Origin of the sequence: Variovorax sp. KBW07, assembly GCF_003852515.1 — a bacterium.
Lineage (GTDB): Bacteria > Pseudomonadota > Gammaproteobacteria > Burkholderiales > Burkholderiaceae_C > Variovorax.
Window position 1 is genome coordinate 16,200 of the sequence record NZ_QAJK01000004.1, and the last position, 18,781, is coordinate 34,980.

16 protein-coding genes and 1 tRNA gene are annotated in these 18,781 nt (G+C 66.2%); 8 read left to right on the forward strand and 9 right to left on the reverse strand.

Translation table 11 applies throughout. From position 1 onward, the window contains the following. Positions 1-18: 18 nt before the first annotated feature. Positions 19-855: a lytic transglycosylase domain-containing protein gene (locus DBV14_RS00765; protein ID WP_124457286.1), complete on the reverse strand. Its 837-nt coding sequence runs from the start codon at positions 853-855 to the stop codon at positions 19-21. Positions 856-1,145: 290 nt separating this feature from the next. After that, positions 1,146-1,610, reverse strand: coding sequence for a hypothetical protein (locus tag DBV14_RS33300; protein WP_185545887.1), 465 nt, complete (start codon positions 1,608-1,610; stop codon positions 1,146-1,148). Here DBV14_RS33300 and DBV14_RS00770 point away from each other — a divergent pair. Next, positions 1,528-5,361 carry a DUF748 domain-containing protein gene (locus DBV14_RS00770; protein WP_124457287.1) on the forward strand — a complete coding sequence of 1,278 codons (3,834 nt, stop codon included), beginning with the start codon at positions 1,528-1,530 and terminating at the stop codon, positions 5,359-5,361. The two genes, DBV14_RS33300 and DBV14_RS00770, sit on opposite strands and share 83 nt — an antisense overlap. 200 nt (positions 5,362-5,561) lie before the next feature. Beyond that, entirely contained in the window at positions 5,562-8,453 is a 2,892-nt protein-coding gene (locus DBV14_RS00775; protein ID WP_124457288.1) for a DUF349 domain-containing protein, read from the forward strand. 110 nt (positions 8,454-8,563) lie between these two features. On the opposite strand, the gene DBV14_RS00780 is transcribed toward DBV14_RS00775, so the two are convergent. The 6 genes from DBV14_RS00780 to DBV14_RS00805 all read right to left on the reverse strand — a co-directional run bounded on the left by DBV14_RS00780 (position 8,564) and on the right by DBV14_RS00805 (position 12,697). After that, a complete protein-coding gene (locus DBV14_RS00780) occupies positions 8,564-9,160 on the reverse strand; it encodes a hypothetical protein (RefSeq protein ID WP_124457289.1) in 597 nt (198 codons plus the stop codon). Between the two features lie 87 nt (positions 9,161-9,247). Then, complete coding sequence (locus tag DBV14_RS00785; protein WP_124457290.1) at positions 9,248-10,045, reverse strand: zinc-dependent peptidase; 798 nt, start codon at positions 10,043-10,045, stop codon at positions 9,248-9,250. A 33-nt stretch (positions 10,046-10,078) separates the two neighbouring features. Further along, the gene (locus DBV14_RS00790) at positions 10,079-10,855 is read right to left on the reverse strand and encodes a UDP-2,3-diacylglucosamine diphosphatase (RefSeq protein WP_124457291.1); all 777 of its coding nucleotides are present in this window, start codon (positions 10,853-10,855) and stop codon (positions 10,079-10,081) included. Between the two features lie 19 nt (positions 10,856-10,874). After that, on the reverse strand, positions 10,875-11,387 hold the full coding sequence (locus tag DBV14_RS00795) for a peptidylprolyl isomerase (RefSeq protein ID WP_124457292.1): 513 nt from the start codon (positions 11,385-11,387) through the stop codon (positions 10,875-10,877). A 27-nt stretch (positions 11,388-11,414) separates the two neighbouring features. Then, positions 11,415-11,963, reverse strand: coding sequence for a peptidylprolyl isomerase (locus tag DBV14_RS00800; protein ID WP_260396765.1), 549 nt, complete (start codon positions 11,961-11,963; stop codon positions 11,415-11,417). Positions 11,964-12,106: 143 nt separating this feature from the next. Continuing rightward, the gene (locus tag DBV14_RS00805; protein WP_124457294.1) at positions 12,107-12,697 is read right to left on the reverse strand and encodes a tetratricopeptide repeat protein; all 591 of its coding nucleotides are present in this window, start codon (positions 12,695-12,697) and stop codon (positions 12,107-12,109) included. 193 nt (positions 12,698-12,890) lie between these two features. On the opposite strand from DBV14_RS00805, the gene cysS reads away from it, so the two are divergent. From cysS to DBV14_RS00835, 6 genes are all read left to right on the forward strand, one after another. After that, complete coding sequence (cysS, locus tag DBV14_RS00810) at positions 12,891-14,267, forward strand: cysteine--tRNA ligase (protein WP_124457295.1); 1,377 nt, start codon at positions 12,891-12,893, stop codon at positions 14,265-14,267. A 17-nt stretch (positions 14,268-14,284) separates the two neighbouring features. Then, a complete protein-coding gene (locus DBV14_RS00815) occupies positions 14,285-14,935 on the forward strand; it encodes a DNA-3-methyladenine glycosylase (RefSeq protein WP_124457296.1) in 651 nt (216 codons plus the stop codon). A 16-nt stretch (positions 14,936-14,951) separates the two neighbouring features. Next, the gene (locus DBV14_RS00820) at positions 14,952-15,932 is read left to right on the forward strand and encodes an acetyl-CoA carboxylase carboxyltransferase subunit alpha (protein ID WP_093246974.1); all 981 of its coding nucleotides are present in this window, start codon (positions 14,952-14,954) and stop codon (positions 15,930-15,932) included. 7 nt (positions 15,933-15,939) lie between these two features. Continuing rightward, positions 15,940-16,917, forward strand: coding sequence for a tRNA lysidine(34) synthetase TilS (gene tilS / locus DBV14_RS00825; RefSeq protein WP_124457297.1), 978 nt, complete (start codon positions 15,940-15,942; stop codon positions 16,915-16,917). Positions 16,918-16,972: 55 nt separating this feature from the next. After that, positions 16,973-18,241 carry an aspartate kinase gene (locus DBV14_RS00830; protein WP_124457298.1) on the forward strand — a complete coding sequence of 423 codons (1,269 nt, stop codon included), beginning with the start codon at positions 16,973-16,975 and terminating at the stop codon, positions 18,239-18,241. A gap of 27 nt (positions 18,242-18,268) precedes the next feature. Beyond that, positions 18,269-18,361: transfer RNA gene (locus DBV14_RS00835), tRNA-Ser, on the forward strand. A 101-nt stretch (positions 18,362-18,462) separates the two neighbouring features. Here DBV14_RS00835 and DBV14_RS00840 read toward each other — a convergent pair. Beyond that, positions 18,463-18,747, reverse strand: a complete 285-nt coding sequence (locus DBV14_RS00840) for a hypothetical protein (RefSeq protein WP_124457299.1) — start codon at positions 18,745-18,747, stop codon at positions 18,463-18,465. Between the last annotated feature and the right edge of the window lie 34 nt (positions 18,748-18,781).

The window sequence follows — 18,781 nt, forward strand, 5'->3', positions numbered from 1 at the left end:
CACCCGGCCAGGAAACATTCAGGAAACAGCGGAAAGCAGGGCGACCTTGGCCGGCTCCGAAGCTTCTTCCGGCTGCTTGGCCGGGGCCACCACCGGGATCGGCTGCGGACGCACGGCCGGCGGCAGCACCGACGGCGCGCGGCCGTTGGCCACCTGCAGCAGGCGCTCGTGCTCGGCCATCACCTTGCTGGCGTAGCCGCCGTCGTCCTCGAGGTTGGCCGCGCCCACGTAGTAGCGCAGGCCGCCTTCGAGCGAGCCGGCACGGGCGATGCATTCCTGCAACACCTTCACGCCGACGCGCATGTTGGTCACCGGGTCGAAGGCGGTGAGCGTGCCGCCCGCGCTTTCGTACTTGTCGCCGTGCACGCGGGTCATGACCTGCATCAGGCCTTGCGCGCCCACCTGGCTCTGCGCGAAGGGGTTGAAGCTGGACTCGACCGCCATGATCGCGAGGATCAGCGTCGGGTCGATCTTCGTGCGCTTGCCGATGCCATAGGCCTCGGCCACCAGCACGCTCAGCGGCTCGGCGGCCACGCGGTACTTCTTGCTCAGCCAGTAGGCCACGGCGGCCTGCTGCTTGGGCAGGTCGCCGGGGCTCGCGGCCGTGGTGCGCTCGATGGCGGTCGGCTCGAGGTCGGTGGCTTCGGGCGCAGGCTTGCGCGACTGCAGCCAGCCCATCAATTGCTCTTCGCCGGTCTTGCGCAGGTCGGGCCTTGCCACGAGGGCGAGGGCCGCGAACACGATGGCCAGACCAACCAATGCAAACCCGTTATGGGTGATTTCAAAAAAGCCGTCTGCCACATCGGACACAAAGGTCCTTAGCCCGCGGGCTGTGGCATCAAACGCCTTGTTCATCGCTCTTCCTTTCTGTGCGGCACCCGAACCGCAACGCCTGGTCAGGCGAGGGATGAAGGCAGCGGCGCTTGGATTGGTACGAATCAGGTTCCGCGCATGGAAGGAGGGTTAGGAGCGCGGTGACCTGATCAAGCCGGGGGAGTTCGGCAGCGGATTCAGGGGAGGCCCTGCTGCGTCCGGCAGCCAGGGCAGGCGGATTCTAGCGCGGCTAAATACTCGGTCAAGCATAAGGATTTGCATCTTTATGCTATTAATAGTTTAAAAATTGTCTACGACTGAGACATTTAGGCCTAGGGGAAAGCCCTCAAAAGATTCGATTTGCAATGCGAGGGTGCGGCACCTAATCTGAACGGGCCTGAGGTTTCAGGCATTTTTCCGAGGTCCGGCAGCCCGAGGTGCAAGTCAAGGGTTCGAACGACCGAGGATCCTCGGTGGCAATCTCTTGCTGCCAGCACGGCGGGAACCATTGACTTCCTGTCGCGCGAATCGATGGCATGGGTCTTATGCCCGCCATCAAGCCCGGTGACGAGACATCCCGTCGAGCCACCGGGCTTTCTCTTGTGCGGGCCGCGAAGCCGGTTCCCGTCGTTCCAGGAAAAAGTCTGGAAAAAGTTGTGAACCAGTTGCGCGCCGGGAAGATGTGTTTGCACCTGTTTGCGGCACACTTCCGCGATGAACGTAGCTTCGATCAAACAAAACAAATGGGTGCGGCGTGGGATCGTCGCGTTGCTGGTTCTCCTGGCCTTCTGGGTCATCGCCTGGCTGGCGGTCCCGCCCATCGCCAAGAGCCAGCTCCAGAAGATCGCGAGCGAGAAGCTCGGCCGGCAAGTAACAGTCGGCAAGATCGATTTCAAGCCCTGGACGCTCGAGCTCACGCTGAACGACCTGCGCATTGCCACCGCCGATGGCAGCAAGCCGCAGGTGGCCATCCAGCGCATCTACGCCGACGCCGAACTGCAGTCGCTGTTTCGCCTTGCGCCGGTCATCGACGCGGTGACGGTCGACGGGCCCGCCATCCTGCTGACGCACCAGGCCGACGGCAAGTACGACATCGACGACATCCTGGCCAAGCTCTCGGCCGGCCCGCCGCCCGACCCGAACGCCAAGCCGGCGCGCTTTGCCATCTACAACATCGCCATCAACGGCGGCTCGGTCGACTTCGACGACCAGACCGTCAAGCGCAAGCACGAGCTGCGCGAGTTCGTGCTCAAGGTGCCTTTCCTGAGCAACCTGGCCTCGAAGCGCGACATCAATACCGAGCCCAAGCTGGCCTTCACGCTGAACGGCAGCAAGTTCGATTCGGCCGCCTTCACCACGCCCTTTGCGGACAGCCGCAAGACCGACGCCCACGTGCAGTTCAAGGGCCTCGACCTGGTGCCGTACCTCGGCTACATCCCCGGCGGCTTGCCGGTGCGCCTGCAGTCGGGCAGCCTGGATGCCGACCTGAAGATCGGCTTCGAGCAGGGCGCCGCCACCGGCCTGAAGATCACCGGCACCGTCGAGGCCCACACCACCAAGGTGGCCGATGCGCGCGGCCGCGACCTGCTGGCCTTCGAGTCGCTGAAGCTGGCACTGGCCGACGTGCGCCCGCTGGAGTCGGTGTTTCACCTGAGCGAAATCGCCCTGGTCAACCCGCAGCTGGCGGTGGCGCGCGACGCGGCCGGCCAGCTCAACCTGCTGGCCACCGACCCCGCCACCGGCGCGACCGAAAAGGCCGCGCCTCTGCCCGCCGCCAAGCCAGATGCTCCTGCTCCTGCCGCGAAGCCGGCCGAAAAGCCCGCGCTGAAGGTGCAGGTCGACAAGGTGGCCCTGAGCGGTGGGCGCATCGGCTGGCGCGATGAAACCGTCAAGCCGGAGGCGGCCGTCGATGTGACCGAGCTCGGCCTCGACGTCACCGGCGTCGCGTGGCCGATGGAAAAGCCGGCCGAGTTCAGCGGCAGCACAGCCATCGCCGGCGCGAGCCTGAAGTTCAAGGGCACCGCCACCGACAAGGTGGCCGACGTGCAGACCGAGGTCGATGCGCTGCCACTGTCTCTGGCCGCGCCTTACCTGGCGCAGAGCCTGGAGCCCACGCTGGACGGCAAGCTCAGCGGGCAGATCGACATTGCCTGGGCCCAGCCCGACCTCAAGTTCAAGGCGCGACGGCTGGCTGCCGATGGCCTGGCGCTGACGCAGGCCAAGACCGCGCTGGCCAGCGTCGGCCGCTTCGAGCTGGTCGACGCCGAAGTCGACATGACGAAGCACACCTTGAATGTGGCCTCGTTCACCGCGACCAACCCCAAGGTGCGCATCGAGCGCGACAACGAAAAGCGCTGGATGTTCGAGCGCTGGCTCAAGACGCCGGCCGGCGGTGGCGGCAAGGAAGCCGAGGCCAAGGTCGCCGCGCCCAAGCCCGCCGCGGCCGAAACGCCGCAGCCCGGCGCCAACACCAAGCCCTGGGCGCTGACCATCGGCACGCTGGCGGTGGACAACGGTAGCCTCTCTTATTCGGACAAGGCGAGCAGCACGCCGGTGGCGGTCGAGATCACGGCGTTCAAGCTCAACGCCCAGAAGATCGCGCCCGACACCAACACCGTCTCGCCGCTGGAGGTGTCGGGGCGCATCGGCTCGGCGGGCCGCTCGGCCGACCCCGGCCGCTTCGACTACAAGGGCAACCTTGTGCTGAAGCCGCTGGCGGCCGAGGGCCGGCTCGAAATCGCGTCGTTCCCGGCGCACGCTTTCAAGGCCTACTACGCCGACGCGCTCAACGTCGACATCCGCCGCGCCTTTGCGAGCTATCGCGGCACGGTGCGCTACGCGACCACGCCGGCGGGCATGAGCGTCAAGCTGTCCGGCGACACCGCGCTCGACGATTTCCGCGCCAACAGCGTGTCGCTTACCCAGTCGCCGGGGTTCGATCGCAACAACAACCAGCTGCTGAGCTGGAAGACGCTGAGCCTGCGCGGCCTGCAGGTCGGCATGGCGCCGAACACCGCGCCGACCGTCGATGTGCGCGAAACCACGTTGACGGACTTTTTTGCCCGCGTGATCGTCGACCCCACCGGCCGGCTCAACCTGTTGAACCTGACCAAGAAGGGCGAGGCCGAAGCCAACGCGGCAGCCGCCGCGGCAGGCGAAGCCAGCACGCGCAAGGGCCCGGGCGGCACCACCACCACGACCCGCACGGCGCCGCAGCCCAAGGCAACGGGCGGCGCGCCGGTTTCGGCCGAAAACATGGTCGGCGGAGCGCCCGAGCCCGCCAAGCCGGTGGCAGCTCCCGCGGCGGTGGCCGCCGCGCCCGCTGCCGATGCGGGCCTGGCACCGGTCATCAACTTCGGTCCGATGAGCCTGGTCAACGGCAAGATCGACTTCACCGACCTGTTCGTCAAGCCCAACTACTCGGCCGATCTCAGCGAACTGACCGGCAAGCTCAGCTCGTTCTCGTCGAACCCGCCGAAGGGCGAGGGCGGCCGGCCCGCGCTGGCCGACCTGGAACTGCGCGGCAAGGCGCAGCAGACCGCGGCGCTGGAAATCACCGGCAAGCTCAATCCGCTGGTCAAGCCGATCGAGCTCGACATCACCGCCAAGATGCGCGACCTGGACCTGGCGCCGTTGTCGCCGTACTCGGTGCGCTACGCCGGCCACGGCATCGAGCGCGGCAAGATGAGCATGGACGTCAACTACAAGGTGGCGCCCGATGGCCAGCTGACGGCCACCAACAAGCTGGTGCTCAACCAGCTGCAGTTTGGCGACGAGGTGGCGGGCGCACCTGCCAGCCTCCCCGTGAAACTGGCGGTGGCCCTGCTGGCCGACCGCAATGGCGTGATCGACGTCGACCTGCCGCTCAGCGGCTCGCTCAACGACCCGCAATTCAGCGTCGGCCCGCTGATCTGGAAGGCTGTGGTCAACCTGATCGTCAAGGCCGTGACGGCGCCATTCAGCCTGCTCACCGGCGGCCTGGGTGGCGGCAGCGGCGAGTCGAGCGCCATCACCTTCGAGCCGGGCAGCTCGGCGCTCAGCGCCTCCGCCAGGGAGAGCCTGGACAAGGTCGTGAAGGCCCTGACCGACCGGCCGACCCTGCAGATGACGGTCGTCGGCACTTCCAGCCTCGACAAGGAGCGCGACGCCTACCAGCGCCAGCGCGTGCGCCAGCTCACCCAGGCCGAGAAGCGGCGCGTGGCGGTGCGCGGCGGGCAGACCGGCACGGACGTACCGCCGGTCACCGATGCCGAGTACCCCGAGCTGCTGACCGCCGTCTACAAGCGTGCCGACATCACCAAGCCGCGCAACATGGTCGGGCTCGCCAAAGACCTGCCTGTGAAGGAAATGGAAAACCTGTTGCTCGCCAGCGTGCCGGTCGATGAAGAATCGATGCGGCAACTGGCGGTGGAGCGCGGCGCCGCCGTGCGCGACTACCTGCTGGCGCAGAAGCTGCCGAGCGAACGCCTGTTCCTCGGCGCGGTGCGCACCACGGCCAGCGGCTCCGACTGGAAGCCGGGCGCCGAGCTCAGCCTGACGATGAAGTAACCAGGAGCGGGCTGCGGGGACTTGGTTTTTTCCTTCAGCTTGCTATATATGTAGTCCGTTAATCTCTCCGCCCACGACCCCGCGTTGGCCGCCGTTCCGCAACGGAATTCGGCGGCCAACCGCAAGTGGGTGAAAATGTCGATGTGCGCCGGCCTTTGCCGGCGCCTTCGCTTTCTCTACTAAGACAACGATTTCGCGCAGTGACCTCTAATTCTTCCAAGCCACACGACCTTCAGGCCCTCGACACGCTCACCGGCGGCGCCTTCACCGCGCCGACTTCCGGCGAGCGCGCCGCGCGCATCCGCGACTGGCTCGCGGGCAACCCCGCGCCCGAGCAAATGCAGGAAGTCTTCAAGGAGTTGAGCGGTCGCGACAAGGGCGCCGCGCGCCTGCTGCGCGAAAAGCTCGACGAGCTCAAGCGCGCCAAGGGCCAGGAAGCCATTGCCGCCGAATGGGCGCAGAAGGCCGAGGCGCTGCTGGGCCAGTCCAAGCTCAACATCGCCGATGCACTGGCCTGGCAGCGCGACGCCGCCAAGGCCGGCGCACCGCTGTCGCGCGAACCGCTGGCCGGGCTGAAGCTCAAGCTGGCCGAACGCGTGAAGGGCATCGAAGACCTGCAACACCGCGCCCAGGTGCACCGCGAAGCCGCCGTATTGCTGGCACAGCGCTTCGAAGTGCTGTCCACAAAGGGCTGGCAGGACGCCCTGGCCGCGGAAGAATCGCTGCGCGCCGACGTCACCCACTGGCAGCAGCAGGCGACCGAGATCACCTCCGACGCCAACTGGAACAGCCTGGACGCCAAGTTCGCGCCCCAGCTCGAATCGTCGAAGTCGCAACTGCTGGTGGTGTCCGATGCATTCCATGGCGCGCTGGCCCTGGCCATTGCCGCCGCCGCCGACGCAGCGGCCCCGCTGCCGCCCGTGCCCGTGTGGGCCGACGAACTGCGCGCCGCGCGTGGCGAAGTCGTGGCCCCCAAGCCTGCCGCACCCGCCCGCCCCGCCGCGCCCAAGGTCGACCCGGCCGTGCGCGCCGCGGCGCAAGACGCGGTGCAGGCTGCGCTGGCCAAGCTCGAGCAGGAAACCGCCGAAGGCCACGGCAAGGCCAGCGCCGGTGCCGCCGCCGCGCTGCGCGCCGTGCTCAAGGAGCACGGCAAGCTGGTCGACGCACCGCTCGAAGCCCGCGTGCATGCCGCGCTGGTGGCTGCCGGCGAACTCGAAGGCTGGCAGCGCTGGAGCGCCGACAAGGTCCGTGAAGACCTCGTCGCCAAGGCCGAAGGCCTGCTCAAGCGCCCCGAAGGCCAGGCCCTCGGCGGCCGCAAGATGCAGGAAACCCTGCGCTCGCTGCGCGACCAGTGGAAGCAGGCCGACCAGGGCGGCGTGCCGAACCACGCGCTGTGGAAGCGTTTCGACGAAGCTTGCAACGAAGCCCACAAGGTGGTCGAGGCCTGGCTCGAGAAGGTCCGCGCCGACGCGGCCGAGCACCGCGCGCACCGCGTGGCGCTCATCGAAGAGGTCAAGGCCTGGGCTGCCGAGCATGCCGCCGCGTCCGACCTGAAGGCGCACAACCGCGCGCTGCACCAGTTTGCCGACCGCTGGCGCGATGCCGGCCATGTGGGCGAGAAGGTGTTTGCCGAGCTGCAGCCGCTGTGGAACGAAGCCTTCGGTGCCGCCCGCGCACCTTTCGAGACGGCGCAAAAGGCCAGCCTCGAACGCCGCCAGGCCATGATTGCCGAGGCCGTCGATTTGGGTGCCCAGCCGATGCTGCGCATCGATGCCGTCAAGGCGCTGCAACAACGTTGGCAGGCCGAGGCGCAGAGCGTGCCGCTCGACCGCCGCCATGAACAGAAGCTGTGGGACGCCTTCCGCGCACCCATCGACGAAGCCTTCAACCGCAAGACCGCCGAGCGCGAAAAGGCCTCGTCGGCCATGAGCGAACACGACCGCCATGTGCTCGACGCCTCCAAGGCCCTCGATGCCGCCAATGCCGGCGGCGACGTGCAGAAGATTCGCGCCGCCATCGCCCGCCTCGAAGGCGCGCTGCGTGGCGAGGCACCGCCTCCGGCACCGAAGGCCGAGCAGCCGCGCGCGGCTGCTGCCACGAGCGACGGCCCGTCCGCGGGCGCGACCGATGTGATGGCTCCCGGCCAGGCGGCCGCTGAATTCGGCGAAAGCGCCCAGCAGGCGCCGAGCCCGAGCGACGCTGAAGCATCGCCGGCAGCCCATGCCGACGCCGCGCAAGCTGGTGCACCCGATCTCGTGGCTCCCGCCGACGGCGCCGACGCCTCGGCACGCGCGGACAGCGAGGCGCATGACGCCGGTGAAGCCGCCGCCGTCGAAAGCGCGGCCCCGGCTGCCGCACCCAAGGCAGCGCCGAAGCCCGTCGTGGCCATGCGTGGCGACGACCGTCCCAGCAGCAAGAAGAACGAGGCAGCACCCGCTGCCCGCGGTGGCCCAGGTGCCCGTTTCGGCGACCGCCGCGACGGTGGCCGTCCAGGCCCTGGCGGCCCGGGTCGTCCGGGTGGCGATCGCGGCGCGCCGCGCTCCGATGCACGCGGTGACCGTGGCGCTCCGGGCGGCCCCGGTGGCCGCTTTGGCGACCGTCCGCCGCGCTTCGAAGACCGCGGCCCGCGATTGGGCGATGCCGCCTTCCGCGCGCAGCGCGAAGCGCTCGAACGTGCCGACATGGCGCTGCGCAAGCTGGCGGCCCAGGCGCACGGCGAAGCGTTGACCCAGGTGCTGGGCGCGTGGGAGCAGCGCGACGCGACGCGCCTGCCGAGCGTTCAGGAACTCGGCCGCGCGGTTTCGCCCGTGGTGCGCAGCGGTTGGTCGCAAGCCATCGGCTCCGCGCCGAGCGCCGCCGCCAGCGATGCCGCCGAAGCGCTGCTGCGCCTTGAAATGGCCGCCGAAGTGCCGACGCCCGCCGAGCAACTCGATGCGCGCCGTGCACTGCAACTCAAGCTGCTGACCAAGCGTGGCGATCCGGCACCGGCGCAGACCTGGGGCCAGGACGCCGGCAAGGTGCTGGCCGCGGCACACGACGCTGCCAGTGCACGCCGCCTGCAGAACGCGCTGAAGGCGCTGCTGCGCAAGTAAGGTACGGGGCCCGGCTGCAACCAGCAGCCGAGGGAGCCTCAAGGCCATGAAAAAAGGAGCCCCGCGGGGCTCCTTTGCTTTTTCGGGGGAGGGCATGCCTCCCGTTTGCGTCAGGCCTTTTCGCCAATCACCGGCGTCTGCACCGCCGCCGCTTGTTCCGCCGCGTAGCCGCTGGCAATCTTGCGCCGGATGAGCAGCCCGCCGATGCCCAGAAGCAGCGCGAGGGCGCCGACGATCAGCGTGCCCTTGTCCGTGGCGCTCGATGCCGTGGCCTTGTCCTTGACTTCCATGATCTTCTGCACGTCGGCCAGCGCAACCACCGGCTGGCCCTTGAGCTTGACTTCGTAGACCAAGTTGTTGTCAGACGGGTCGACGCGAACCTCCACGGCCTCGTCGATCAGCGGCTCGAGCTTCTTGCGGCCGACTGCGTAGTCGACGCGCCATTTCTCGGTGCTGCCATCGGCCAGCTTGGCGTCGAGCACGAAGTAGTGCCGCGTGGTGCTGCCGCCGCGGCGGCGCTTGGTGGTTTCGGTGATCTCGCTGCCGCTGACGATGGTGCCGCTCTTGGCAACCAGGTCTTCCACCGCAGTGCCGTGCGTGTCGGCGCCGGCCTTGATCTGCGCGTACGCTGCCCACCCCAGGATGCCGATGCCGAACAGCAGTGCGATCCATGCCTTCCCGGTGAGCTGATAGAACCAATCCCTCATGTTGTTTACCTTTTTGGTGAGTTGTTAACCCACCAATGGTAAGGGGTGAATTGCTATCGATTGAGTAGCGAACTATCTAGGCTGAGACTAGGTATGCGGCCGTTTAGGAAGAAAGAATTCATCGAAGAGCGCAAGCACTTCGGGAAAGTCGCGGCCGAACGCCGCGCGGTTCACGAAGTAGGCCTCGCAGGCCACCGCGAAGAACTCGCTGAGCGACGTCGCGCCATAGGCATCGAGCCATGGCGGTTCGGCGCCGAAGCGGTCGGCCAGGATGGTTTTTTCGCGGAAGTCTTCGTAAGCGGGCTTCAGCACGGCCAGCCATGCGGTGCGGGAGTCGCGCGCGCTGCGCTTGCCCGCGAAGCCGGATGGCAGCGGCGGGCAGCCGTTGGCATCGCCGCTGCGCATGTCGATCTTGTGGGCGAACTCGTGGATCACGACGTTGTAGCCGCGCTCGGTGGTGATGCTGCTTGCCAGCACGTCGTCCCAGCTCAGCATGACCGGGCCGCGCTCCATGGCTTCGCCGGCCACCACTTCGTTGTACTCGTGCACCACCTGCGCTTCATCGACGAACTTGCGCTTGGCCACGACCTCGGACCGGTGCACGACGATGCCGACGAAATCGTCGTACCAGTTCAGCCCGCCCTTCAGGTGCAGCACCGGCAGCACGGCCTGGGCCGCGATGGCCAGTGCCACTTCGTTGGTGATGGTGAAGCCCTTGGCGCCGTGGAATTCCTTGTCGCGCAGGAACTCGGCCGACAGCTGCCGCAGCCGCTGCTGTTCGGCAAGGGGCCGGTCACCCAGGAAGGCGTAGCGGCTGAGCGCGGTCTGCCATGCGGCTTCGGGAATCGGGGGCAGGGCGCGGAACCGGCGCAGCCACTTGAACATCGGCAATGGGCCTTGCGAGCGCAGCTGGCGCGGCTAGCGCAGGTCGACGCGCTGGGCGCCGGCGGTGGACAGGCAGAGCAGTTGCGCGCGCGGCGGATGCGCGGCGGCGTCCCAGTCGCTCAGCACGATGCGGCGCAGGCCGTTGCCCAGGTCGTGGTCGGCGGGGCGATGCGTGTGGCCATGCACCAGCGCGTGGGCGGAAGACTGCTGCAGCCATTGGCGCGCGGCGGCCGTGTCGACATCGGCCCAGACCATCGATGGATCGCGCTTGCGGTCTTCGCTTTGCACGCGCATGGAGCGCGCCAGCGCGCGGCGCTCTTCCAGCGGGCGGGCCAGGAATGCGGCCTGCCATTGCGGCGTGCGAACCTGCGCGCGGAACTTGAGGTATTCGGTGTCTTCCAGGCAGAGGATGTCGCCATGGCTCAGCAGCCAGCGCTGGCCGTGCAGCACCAGCACCGTGGGGTCGTCGAGCAGCGTGAAGCCGCACTGGGCGGCCAACGCGGGGCCGACCAGGAAGTCGCGGTTACCGTGCATGAAGAACACCGGCAGCCGCTGCGCCGTGCGGCGCAGCAGTTCGGCGCACTGTGCCTCGAAGCCGGGCTGGGCGGCGGCATCGTCGCCCACCCACACTTCGAACAGGTCGCCCAGGATGACCAGTGCATCGGCCGGCGTGGTCTGCAAATAGCCCTGCCAGGCCTCGAAGGTGGCGGGTTCGCCGGCCTGCAGGTGCAGGTCGGATATCAGGTCGACGGTGCGCCACGCGGGCGGCGCCACCAGCTCGTTGAAAGCCGGGTTCGCCACCGTGGTCATGCCGCGTCGCGCCTGTTCGTCATTCAGCGATGAGAACGGCCTTTTCGATCACCACGTCTTCGAGCGGCACGTCGTCGTGGAAGCCCTTGCGGCCCGTCTTCACGGCCTTGATCTTGTCGACCACTTCGCTGCCCTTGATGACCTTGCCGAACACGGCATAGCCCCAGCCCTGGGCCGACGGTGCGGTGTGGTTCAGGAAGCCGTTGTCGGCCACGTTGATGAAGAACTGCGCGGTGGCCGAGTGGGGTGCGCTGGTGCGGGCCATGGCGACGGTGTAGTTGTCGTTCTTCAGGCCGTTGTTGGCTTCGTTCTGGATTTCGGCGCCGCTTGGCTTTTGCTTCATGCCGGGCTCGAAGCCGCCGCCTTGCACCATGAAGCCGGGGATCACGCGGTGGAACACGGTGTTGTCGTAGTGGCCTTGCTTGACGTACGAGACGAAGTTCTCGGCCGACTTCGGTGCCTTCTCGGCGTCGAGTTCAAGCGTGATCACGCCGTAGTTCTTGATGTGCAGTTCGACTTGGGGGTTGCTCATGGTGTGACTCCTTCTTCGGAAAACGGATTACTTCGCCAGCAGCGTGGCGGACTTGATGGTGATGGGTTCGACGGGCACGTTCTGCATGCCGGCCTTGTTGCCGGTCTGCACGGTGCGGATCTTGTCGACCACGTCGGTGCCGGCGACGACCTTGCCGAACACGGTGTAGCCGTGGCCGTCGGGGTTGGGGGCGTTGAGCGAATCGTTGTTCTTCACGTTGATGAAGAACTGCGAGGTGGCCGAATCGGGGTTGCCGGTGCGGGCCATGGCAATCGTGTACTTGTCGTTCTTCAGGCCGTTGCTCGCTTCGAGCGGAATGGGCGCGCGCGTGGGTTTTTGCTGCATGTCGGCCGTGAAGCCGCCGCCCTGGATCATGAAGCCGTCGATGACGCGGTGGAACACCGTGCCGTCGTAGTGCTTGTCCTTGACGTACTGCAGGAAGTTCTCGACCGACTTGGGCGCCTTGGCGGCGTCGAGCTCGACCACGATGTCGCCGGCCGAGGTGGCCAGCTTGACGCGTGGCGAAGCGGCTTGCGCGTAGCCGGTGGCGGCAAAGGTCAGTGCGGCGGCAAGCACGAGCGCGCTGCGGCGGCTGAAACGGCTGAACGGGGTGAAGGCGTGGATCGTCAAGTGATGCTCCGGGTGCGAATGAGGAAGGGCGTGGCCTGCGCAACGGATGCCGCCGTGTCGACGGCATCCATGTCGAAGGCTGCAGTTGCTTACTTGCTGGTGCGGCCGACCGGCTTGCGAATGACCAGCGGCGCGGGCGGCAGCGCGGCGGCCTCGGCTTCGGCCTTCGACGAGAAGATCTGGCGGATCAGCAGCAGCTTGGGCGCGACGCTCGCGTTGGTGCTCGCGAACTGCTGCGCGCGCACGTACTCTTGCGCTGCAAGGCGCGCATACACGTCGCCGAGGTTCTCGTGCGCCGTGGCGTAATTGGGGTTGAGCCGCAGCGCCGTTTCCAGTGCCGTGCGGGCCTGGTCGAACTTGCTCTGCGACGCATACAGCGCGGCCAGGTTGTTGTACGGCTCGGGCAGTTCGGGGAAGTCTTGCGTGAGCTGCGTGAACGCGGTGATGGCCTCGGCCGTCTTGTTCTGCTCGGTGAGGATCACGCCGCGCAGGAAGCGCATCTGCGGATCGCGGGGCTTGCCGGCGATGTAGGTGTCGGCCTTGGCCAGCGCCTCGTTCGACTTGCCCTGGCGCAGCAGCAGATTCACATCGTCGTAGTCGTTGGCGTGTGCTGCGGAGCCCCAGAGGCTGAACAGCAGGGCGAAGGCAATGGAGAGTCTGGAGAACGCGGCGTGCTTCATGAAGCCTCTGCAGGAGTGGGGAAATTCGGGCCTGTGAAACACCCGGGAAATACTCGGCAGCTGCCGTTTATACTAGGTTGATTGTAGCCGAGGGGCCATGTCGAACCCCTCGCGACCACTGCCCCCGTCACCCCTGAAAAACACCGTCGTTCGCCCGTGCCGCACGTGCGCGAAGCGACGCTTTCCGAATCTAATGAGTCTGCGCATCTACAACACGCTGTCGCGTGAATTGGAGGAATTCTCCCCATTGCACCCAGGCCAGGTGCGCATGTACGTTTGCGGCATGACGGTCTACGACTATTGCCACCTTGGCCACGCACGTTCGATGATCGCTTTCGACGTGGTGCAGCGCTGGCTCAAGGTCAGCGGTTTCGCCGTGACCTACGTGCGCAACATCACCGACATCGACGACAAGATCATTCGCCGCGCCGTCGAAAACGGCGAGAGCATCCGCGCGCTGACCGACCGCATGATCGACGCGCTGCACGAAGACGCCGACGCGCTCGGCATCGAGCGCCCCACGCACGAACCCCGCGCCACCGACTACATCCCGCAAATGCTGTCGATGATCGGCACGCTCGAGAAGAAGGGCCTGGCCTACCGCTCCAGCAACGGCGACGTGAACTACGCCGTGCGCAAGTTTCCGGGCTACGGCAAGCTCAGCGGCAAGTCGCTCGACGAGCTGCATGCGGGCGAGCGCGTGGCCGTGCTCGATGGCAAGGACGACCCGCTCGACCCCGTGCTCTGGAAGAGCGCCAAGGCCAGCGAACCCGACGAAGTGAAGTGGGCCAGCGAGTACGGCGCGGGCCGTCCGGGCTGGCACATCGAATGCTCGGCCATGGCCTGCGAGTTGCTCGGCGAAACGCTCGACATCCACGGTGGCGGCGAAGACCTGCAGTTTCCGCACCACGAGAACGAAATTGCGCAGAGCGAAGGTGCCAACGACAAGCCGCTGTCCAACTACTGGATGCACAACGGCTTCATCGTGACCGACAACGAGAAGATGTCCAAGAGCCTGGGCAACTTCTTCCTGATTCGCGATGTGCTCAAGAAGTACGACGCCGAAACCATCCGTTTCTTCGTGCTGCGCGCGCACTACCGCCGTCCGCTGAACTACAGCGACGTGCATCTCGACGATGCGCGCGCGTCACTCAAGCGGCTGTACACGGCGCTCGACCTGGTGGCGCCGGCCGACGTGAAGATCGACTGGACCGACCCGTACGCCGCGCGCTTCAAGGCCGCGATGGACGAAGACTTTGCAACGCCCGAGGCCGTCGCAGTGCTCTTCGACCTGGCGGGCGAAGTCAACCGCACGCAGTCGGCCACGCAGGCCGGCTTGCTGAAGGCGCTGGGCGCATGCGTGCAGATCCTGCAGGACGACCCAAAGACCTTCCTGCGTGCCGGCACCACGCTCGACGAAGCGACCATCCAGGCGCAGATCGAGGCACGTGCCGCTGCCAAGGCCGCGAAGAATTTTGCCGAGGCCGACCGCATTCGCAAGGAACTGCTGGAGCAAGGCATCGTGCTCAAGGATTCCCCCACGGGCACGACCTGGGCGGCTGCGCAGTGAACGGAACCACGAACCCCATGCCCGCCACCCGGAAGACCAGCGTTCAGATCTATACGCCGGACTATTGGGAAGAGGCATGCAAGCACCTGGCGAAAAAAGACCGCGTGATGAAGCGGTTGATTCCGAAGTTCGGCGACGCCTGTCTCGAGTCGCGCGGTGACGCCTTCACCACGCTGGCGCGCAGCGTTGTCGGCCAGCAGATTTCGGTCAAAGCGGCGCAGTCGGTCTGGGACAAGTTTGCTGCACTGCCGCGCAAGCTGACGCCGGCCAACGTGCTCAAGCTCAAGGTCGACGACATGCGCGCGGCGGGCCTCTCGGCGCGCAAGGTCGAGTACCTGGTCGACCTGGCCCTGCACTTCGATTCGGGCATGGTGCACGTCGATTCGTGGAAAGACATGGCCGATGAACTCATCATCGACGAGCTTGTCGCCATTCGAGGCATCGGCCGCTGGACGGCCGAGATGTTTCTCATCTTTCACCTGATGCGCCCCAACGTGCTGCCTGTAGACGACCTCGGGCTGCTCAACGGCATCAGCGTCAATTATTTTTCGGGCGATCCGGTAAGCCGCAGCGATGCCCGCGACGTCGCTGTGGCCTGGGCGCCTTATTGCAGCGTGGCGACTTGGTATATTTGGCGGTCTCTCGACCCCGTACCGGTCGCGTACTGAACAACAGGAGAAGACGTTGGCAAAACGAACCTTCCTCGACTTCGAGCAGCCCATTGCTGAACTCGAAACAAAAATCGAAGAACTGCGCTATGTACAGACCGAATCGGCGGTCGACATCTCGGAAGAAATCGATCAGCTCGGCAAGAAAAGCCAGCAGCTCACCAAGGACATCTACAGCGACCTGACGCCCTGGCAGATCACCAAGATCGCACGGCATCCGGAGCGTCCGTACACGCTCGACTACGTCAACGAAATCTTCACCGATTTCGTCGAACTGCATGGCGACCGGCACTTTGCCGACGACCTGTCGATCGTGGGCGGCCTGGCGCGTTTCAATGGCGTGCCCTGCATGGTGCTGGGCCACCAGAAGGGCCGCGACACCAAGGAGCGCACCGCGCGCAACTTCGGCATGAGCAAGCCCGAGGGCTACCGCAAGGCGTTGCGGCTCATGAAGACGGCCGAGAAGTTCAAGCTGCCGGTGTTCACCTTCGTCGATACGCCGGGTGCCTATCCGGGCATCGACGCGGAAGAGCGCGGCCAGTCGGAAGCCATCGGCCGCAACATCTTCGAGATGGCGCAGCTCGAAGTGCCGATCATCGTCACCATCATCGGTGAAGGTGGCTCGGGTGGCGCACTCGCCATTTCGGTGGGCGACCAGCTGGTGATGCTGCAGTATTCGATCTACTCGGTCATCAGCCCCGAAGGCTGCGCCTCCATTCTCTGGAAGACCAGCGACAAGGCGCAGGAAGCGGCCGATGCCCTGGGCATTACCGCGCACCGCCTCAAGGCGCTGGGCCTGGTCGACAAGATCGTGAACGAGCCCGTGGGTGGCGCGCACCGCGACCATCGCCAGATGGCGGCTTTTCTCAAGCGCGCGCTCAACGATGCGTTCCGCCAGGTCAGCGACCTGAAGCCGAAGGAACTGCTGGAGCGCCGCTACGAGCGCCTGCAAAGCTACGGCCGGTTCAACGACACCAAGGCCGACACCGGCAGATAAGCAAGTCATGAACGAAGCCTTCGAACGCGCCATCGCCGCGTTCGAGCCGGCGCAACTGCCGCTGGCGGTGGGCTTCAGTGGCGGCGCCGATTCCACCGCCTTGCTGGCCGCATGCGCTGCCCGCTGGCCGGGGCAGGTGATGGCCTTTCATGTGCACCACGGCCTGCAGGCGGCGGCCGACGATTTCGAACGCCATTGCGCGGCCGTGTGCGAGCGGCTCGGTGTGCCGCTGGTCGTTCACCGGGTCGATGCGCGGCATGCGCAGGGTGACAGCCCGGAAGATGCCGCGCGCCGTGCCCGCTACGAGGCCTTTGCCGACATGGCGCGAGCGGACGAGGGCAGGGCGCCTGTCAAATCCATCGCGCTGGGCCACCACGCCGACGACCAGGTCGAAACCTTGCTGCTGGCGCTCTCGCGTGGCGCCGGGCTTCCAGGCCTGGCTGCCATGCCGTCGCATGCCGAGCGCAACGGGCTCGACATCTACCGGCCGCTTCTTGCGGTCCCCGCGGCCGACATCCGGGCGTGGCTGGCCGGCCGCGATCTGCCTTGGATCGAAGACCCGAGCAACGGCGATGCGCGCTACACCCGCAACCGGATTCGCGCCGTGTTGCTGCCCGCACTGGCGCAAGCCTTTCCGCAGTTCCGCGCCACCTTCGCCCGCAGCAGCAGCCATGCCGCGCAGGCCCAGCAACTGCTGGCCGAACTGGCGGCGCAAGACCTGGACGCGGTGGGCGATCCGCCCCGCATCGCGGCGTTGCAGGCGCTGTCGCGCGCCCGGCAGGCCAATGTGCTGCGCCACTGGCTGGTGCAGGCGCACGGCTGCGCGCCCAGCGCGGCGCAGCTCGACCAGCTGCTCGACCAGGTCCGCGCCTGCACCACGCGCGGCCACCGCATCCACCTCAAGGTGGCGGGTGGCTTCGCCGAGCGCAAGGGGGATTTCCTGCATTGGTACAATGCCCCGCCCTCGCCGAAGACTTTGCTCTGACAGCTTGCAGGGCGCCGCCTTTCAAGCGGCCCTTTTCCTTTCTCTGATTTCATCCATGGCATTGATCGTTCACAAATACGGCGGTACGTCGATGGGCTCGACCGAGCGCATCAAGAATGTCGCCAAGCGCGTTGCCAAATGGGCACGCGCCGGCCACCAGATGATCGTGGTTCCGAGTGCCATGAGCGGCGAGACCAATCGCCTGCTCGGCTTGGCCAAGGAACTGGCGCCGAGCAAACCGGGCATTGCCCACAGCCGCGAACTCGACATGCTGGCTTCCACCGGCGAGCAGGCGTCGTCGGCGCTGCTGGCCATTGCGCTGCAGGCCGAAGGCGTGGAGTCCGTAAGCTACGCGGGCTGGCAGGTCTCGGTGCGCACCGACAACTCGTACACCAAGGCCCGCATCGAAAGCATCGACGATGCCCGCGTGATGGCCGACCTGAATGCCGGCCGGGTGGTGGTCATCACCGGCTTCCAGGGTGTGGACGACGCCGGCAACATCACGACGCTGGGCCGTGGCGGCAGCGACACTTCGGCCGTGGCCATTGCCGCTGCCATGAAGGCGCACGAATGCCTGATCTATACCGACGTCGACGGGGTCTACACCACCGATCCGCGCGTCGAGCCCGATGCGCGCCGCCTCACCACCGTGAGCTTCGAAGAGATGCTCGAGATGGCGAGCCTGGGCTCCAAGGTGCTGCAAATCCGCTCGGTGGAATTCGCCGGCAAGTACAAGGTGCCGCTGCGCGTGCTTTCGAGCTTCACGCCGTGGGACATCGACATCAATGAAGAGGCCAAGTCCGGCACGCTGATCACTTTCGAGGAAGACGAAAACATGGAACAAGCCGTCGTATCCGGCATCGCATTCAACCGCGACGAAGCCAAGATCTCGGTGCTGGGCGTGCCCGACAAGCCGGGCATCGCGTATCACATCCTCGGTGCCGTGGCAGACGCCAACATCGAAGTCGACGTGATCATCCAGAACCTCAGCAAGGACGGCAAGACCGACTTCAGCTTCACGGTTCACCGCAACGAGTACGCCAAGACCATCGACCTGCTGCAATCGAAGGTCATGCCGTCGCTGGGCGCGACCGAAGTCGTGGGCGACACCAAGATCTGCAAGGTCAGCATCGTGGGCATCGGCATGCGCAGCCACGTCGGCGTGGCGAGCAAGATGTTCCGCGTCTTGAGCGAAGAGGGCATCAACATCCAGATGATCTCGACCAGCGAAATCAAGACCTCGGTGGTGATCGACGAAAAATATATGGAACTGGCCGTGCGCGCGCTGCATAAAGCGTTCGATCTCGACCAACCGAGCGCTTAAGTGATGGCATAATCTCGGCTTCTTTCAGGAACTGTGACCGAGTGGCCGAAGGTGCTCCCCTGCTAAGGGAGTATGGGGTGTAGAGCCTCATCGAGGGTTCGAATCCCTCCGGTTCCGCCAAACAAGCCCAGTAGCTTTCGAGCTACTGGGCTTTTTGTTTGGGGCGGCCCCACTGGGCCTTTGTCGAGCTACGCGGCCTGGATGCCGCTCAAGGCACAGGCTCAGCTCTTCGGCTTTCCGGGCAGATCGCCGTCGCGCAGTTTCCGGCCGACCCACATCATTCCTGTTTCGTAGTCGGCACTGCCGACCTGGATGCCGCCGACCGTGCGCAGCGCGCCGGTTCCGTCGTCGGTGGCGGGGCCTTCGCCGGTGTATTCACCCGGCACGAGCAGCCTGCCGTCCTTCAGATAATCGGCAATGCGCAGTTGCCGCATGCCCCGGCCCCAGTGCCACTGCTTCTTGAGGTCGTAGGGGGCGGGCTTGTTGGGATTGGATTTTTTCTTCACGTGATTCCGGGTCTGCAAAAGCGGCCTCGAGGAT

What these genes read in the sequence shown, in the direction of transcription:
- DBV14_RS00770 (WP_124457287.1), top strand. Translation starts at nt 1,528, where the DNA reads ATGAACGTAGCTTCGATCAAACAAAACAAATGGGTGCGGCGTGGGATC.
- DBV14_RS33300 (WP_185545887.1), bottom strand. Translation starts at nt 1,610, where the DNA reads ATGACCCAGAAGGCCAGGAGAACCAGCAACGCGACGATCCCACGCCGC.
- DBV14_RS00765 (WP_124457286.1), bottom strand. Translation starts at nt 855, where the DNA reads ATGAACAAGGCGTTTGATGCCACAGCCCGCGGGCTAAGGACCTTTGTG.
- DBV14_RS00815 (WP_124457296.1), top strand. Translation starts at nt 14,285, where the DNA reads ATGCCCGCCACCCGGAAGACCAGCGTTCAGATCTATACGCCGGACTAT.
- DBV14_RS00805 (WP_124457294.1), bottom strand. Translation starts at nt 12,697, where the DNA reads ATGAAGCACGCCGCGTTCTCCAGACTCTCCATTGCCTTCGCCCTGCTG.
- cysS (WP_124457295.1), top strand. Translation starts at nt 12,891, where the DNA reads ATGAGTCTGCGCATCTACAACACGCTGTCGCGTGAATTGGAGGAATTC.
- DBV14_RS00795 (WP_124457292.1), bottom strand. Translation starts at nt 11,387, where the DNA reads ATGAGCAACCCCCAAGTCGAACTGCACATCAAGAACTACGGCGTGATC.
- DBV14_RS00790 (WP_124457291.1), bottom strand. Translation starts at nt 10,855, where the DNA reads ATGACCACGGTGGCGAACCCGGCTTTCAACGAGCTGGTGGCGCCGCCC.
- tilS (WP_124457297.1), top strand. Translation starts at nt 15,940, where the DNA reads ATGAACGAAGCCTTCGAACGCGCCATCGCCGCGTTCGAGCCGGCGCAA.
- DBV14_RS00830 (WP_124457298.1), top strand. Translation starts at nt 16,973, where the DNA reads ATGGCATTGATCGTTCACAAATACGGCGGTACGTCGATGGGCTCGACC.
- DBV14_RS00785 (WP_124457290.1), bottom strand. Translation starts at nt 10,045, where the DNA reads ATGTTCAAGTGGCTGCGCCGGTTCCGCGCCCTGCCCCCGATTCCCGAA.
- DBV14_RS00780 (WP_124457289.1), bottom strand. Translation starts at nt 9,160, where the DNA reads ATGAGGGATTGGTTCTATCAGCTCACCGGGAAGGCATGGATCGCACTG.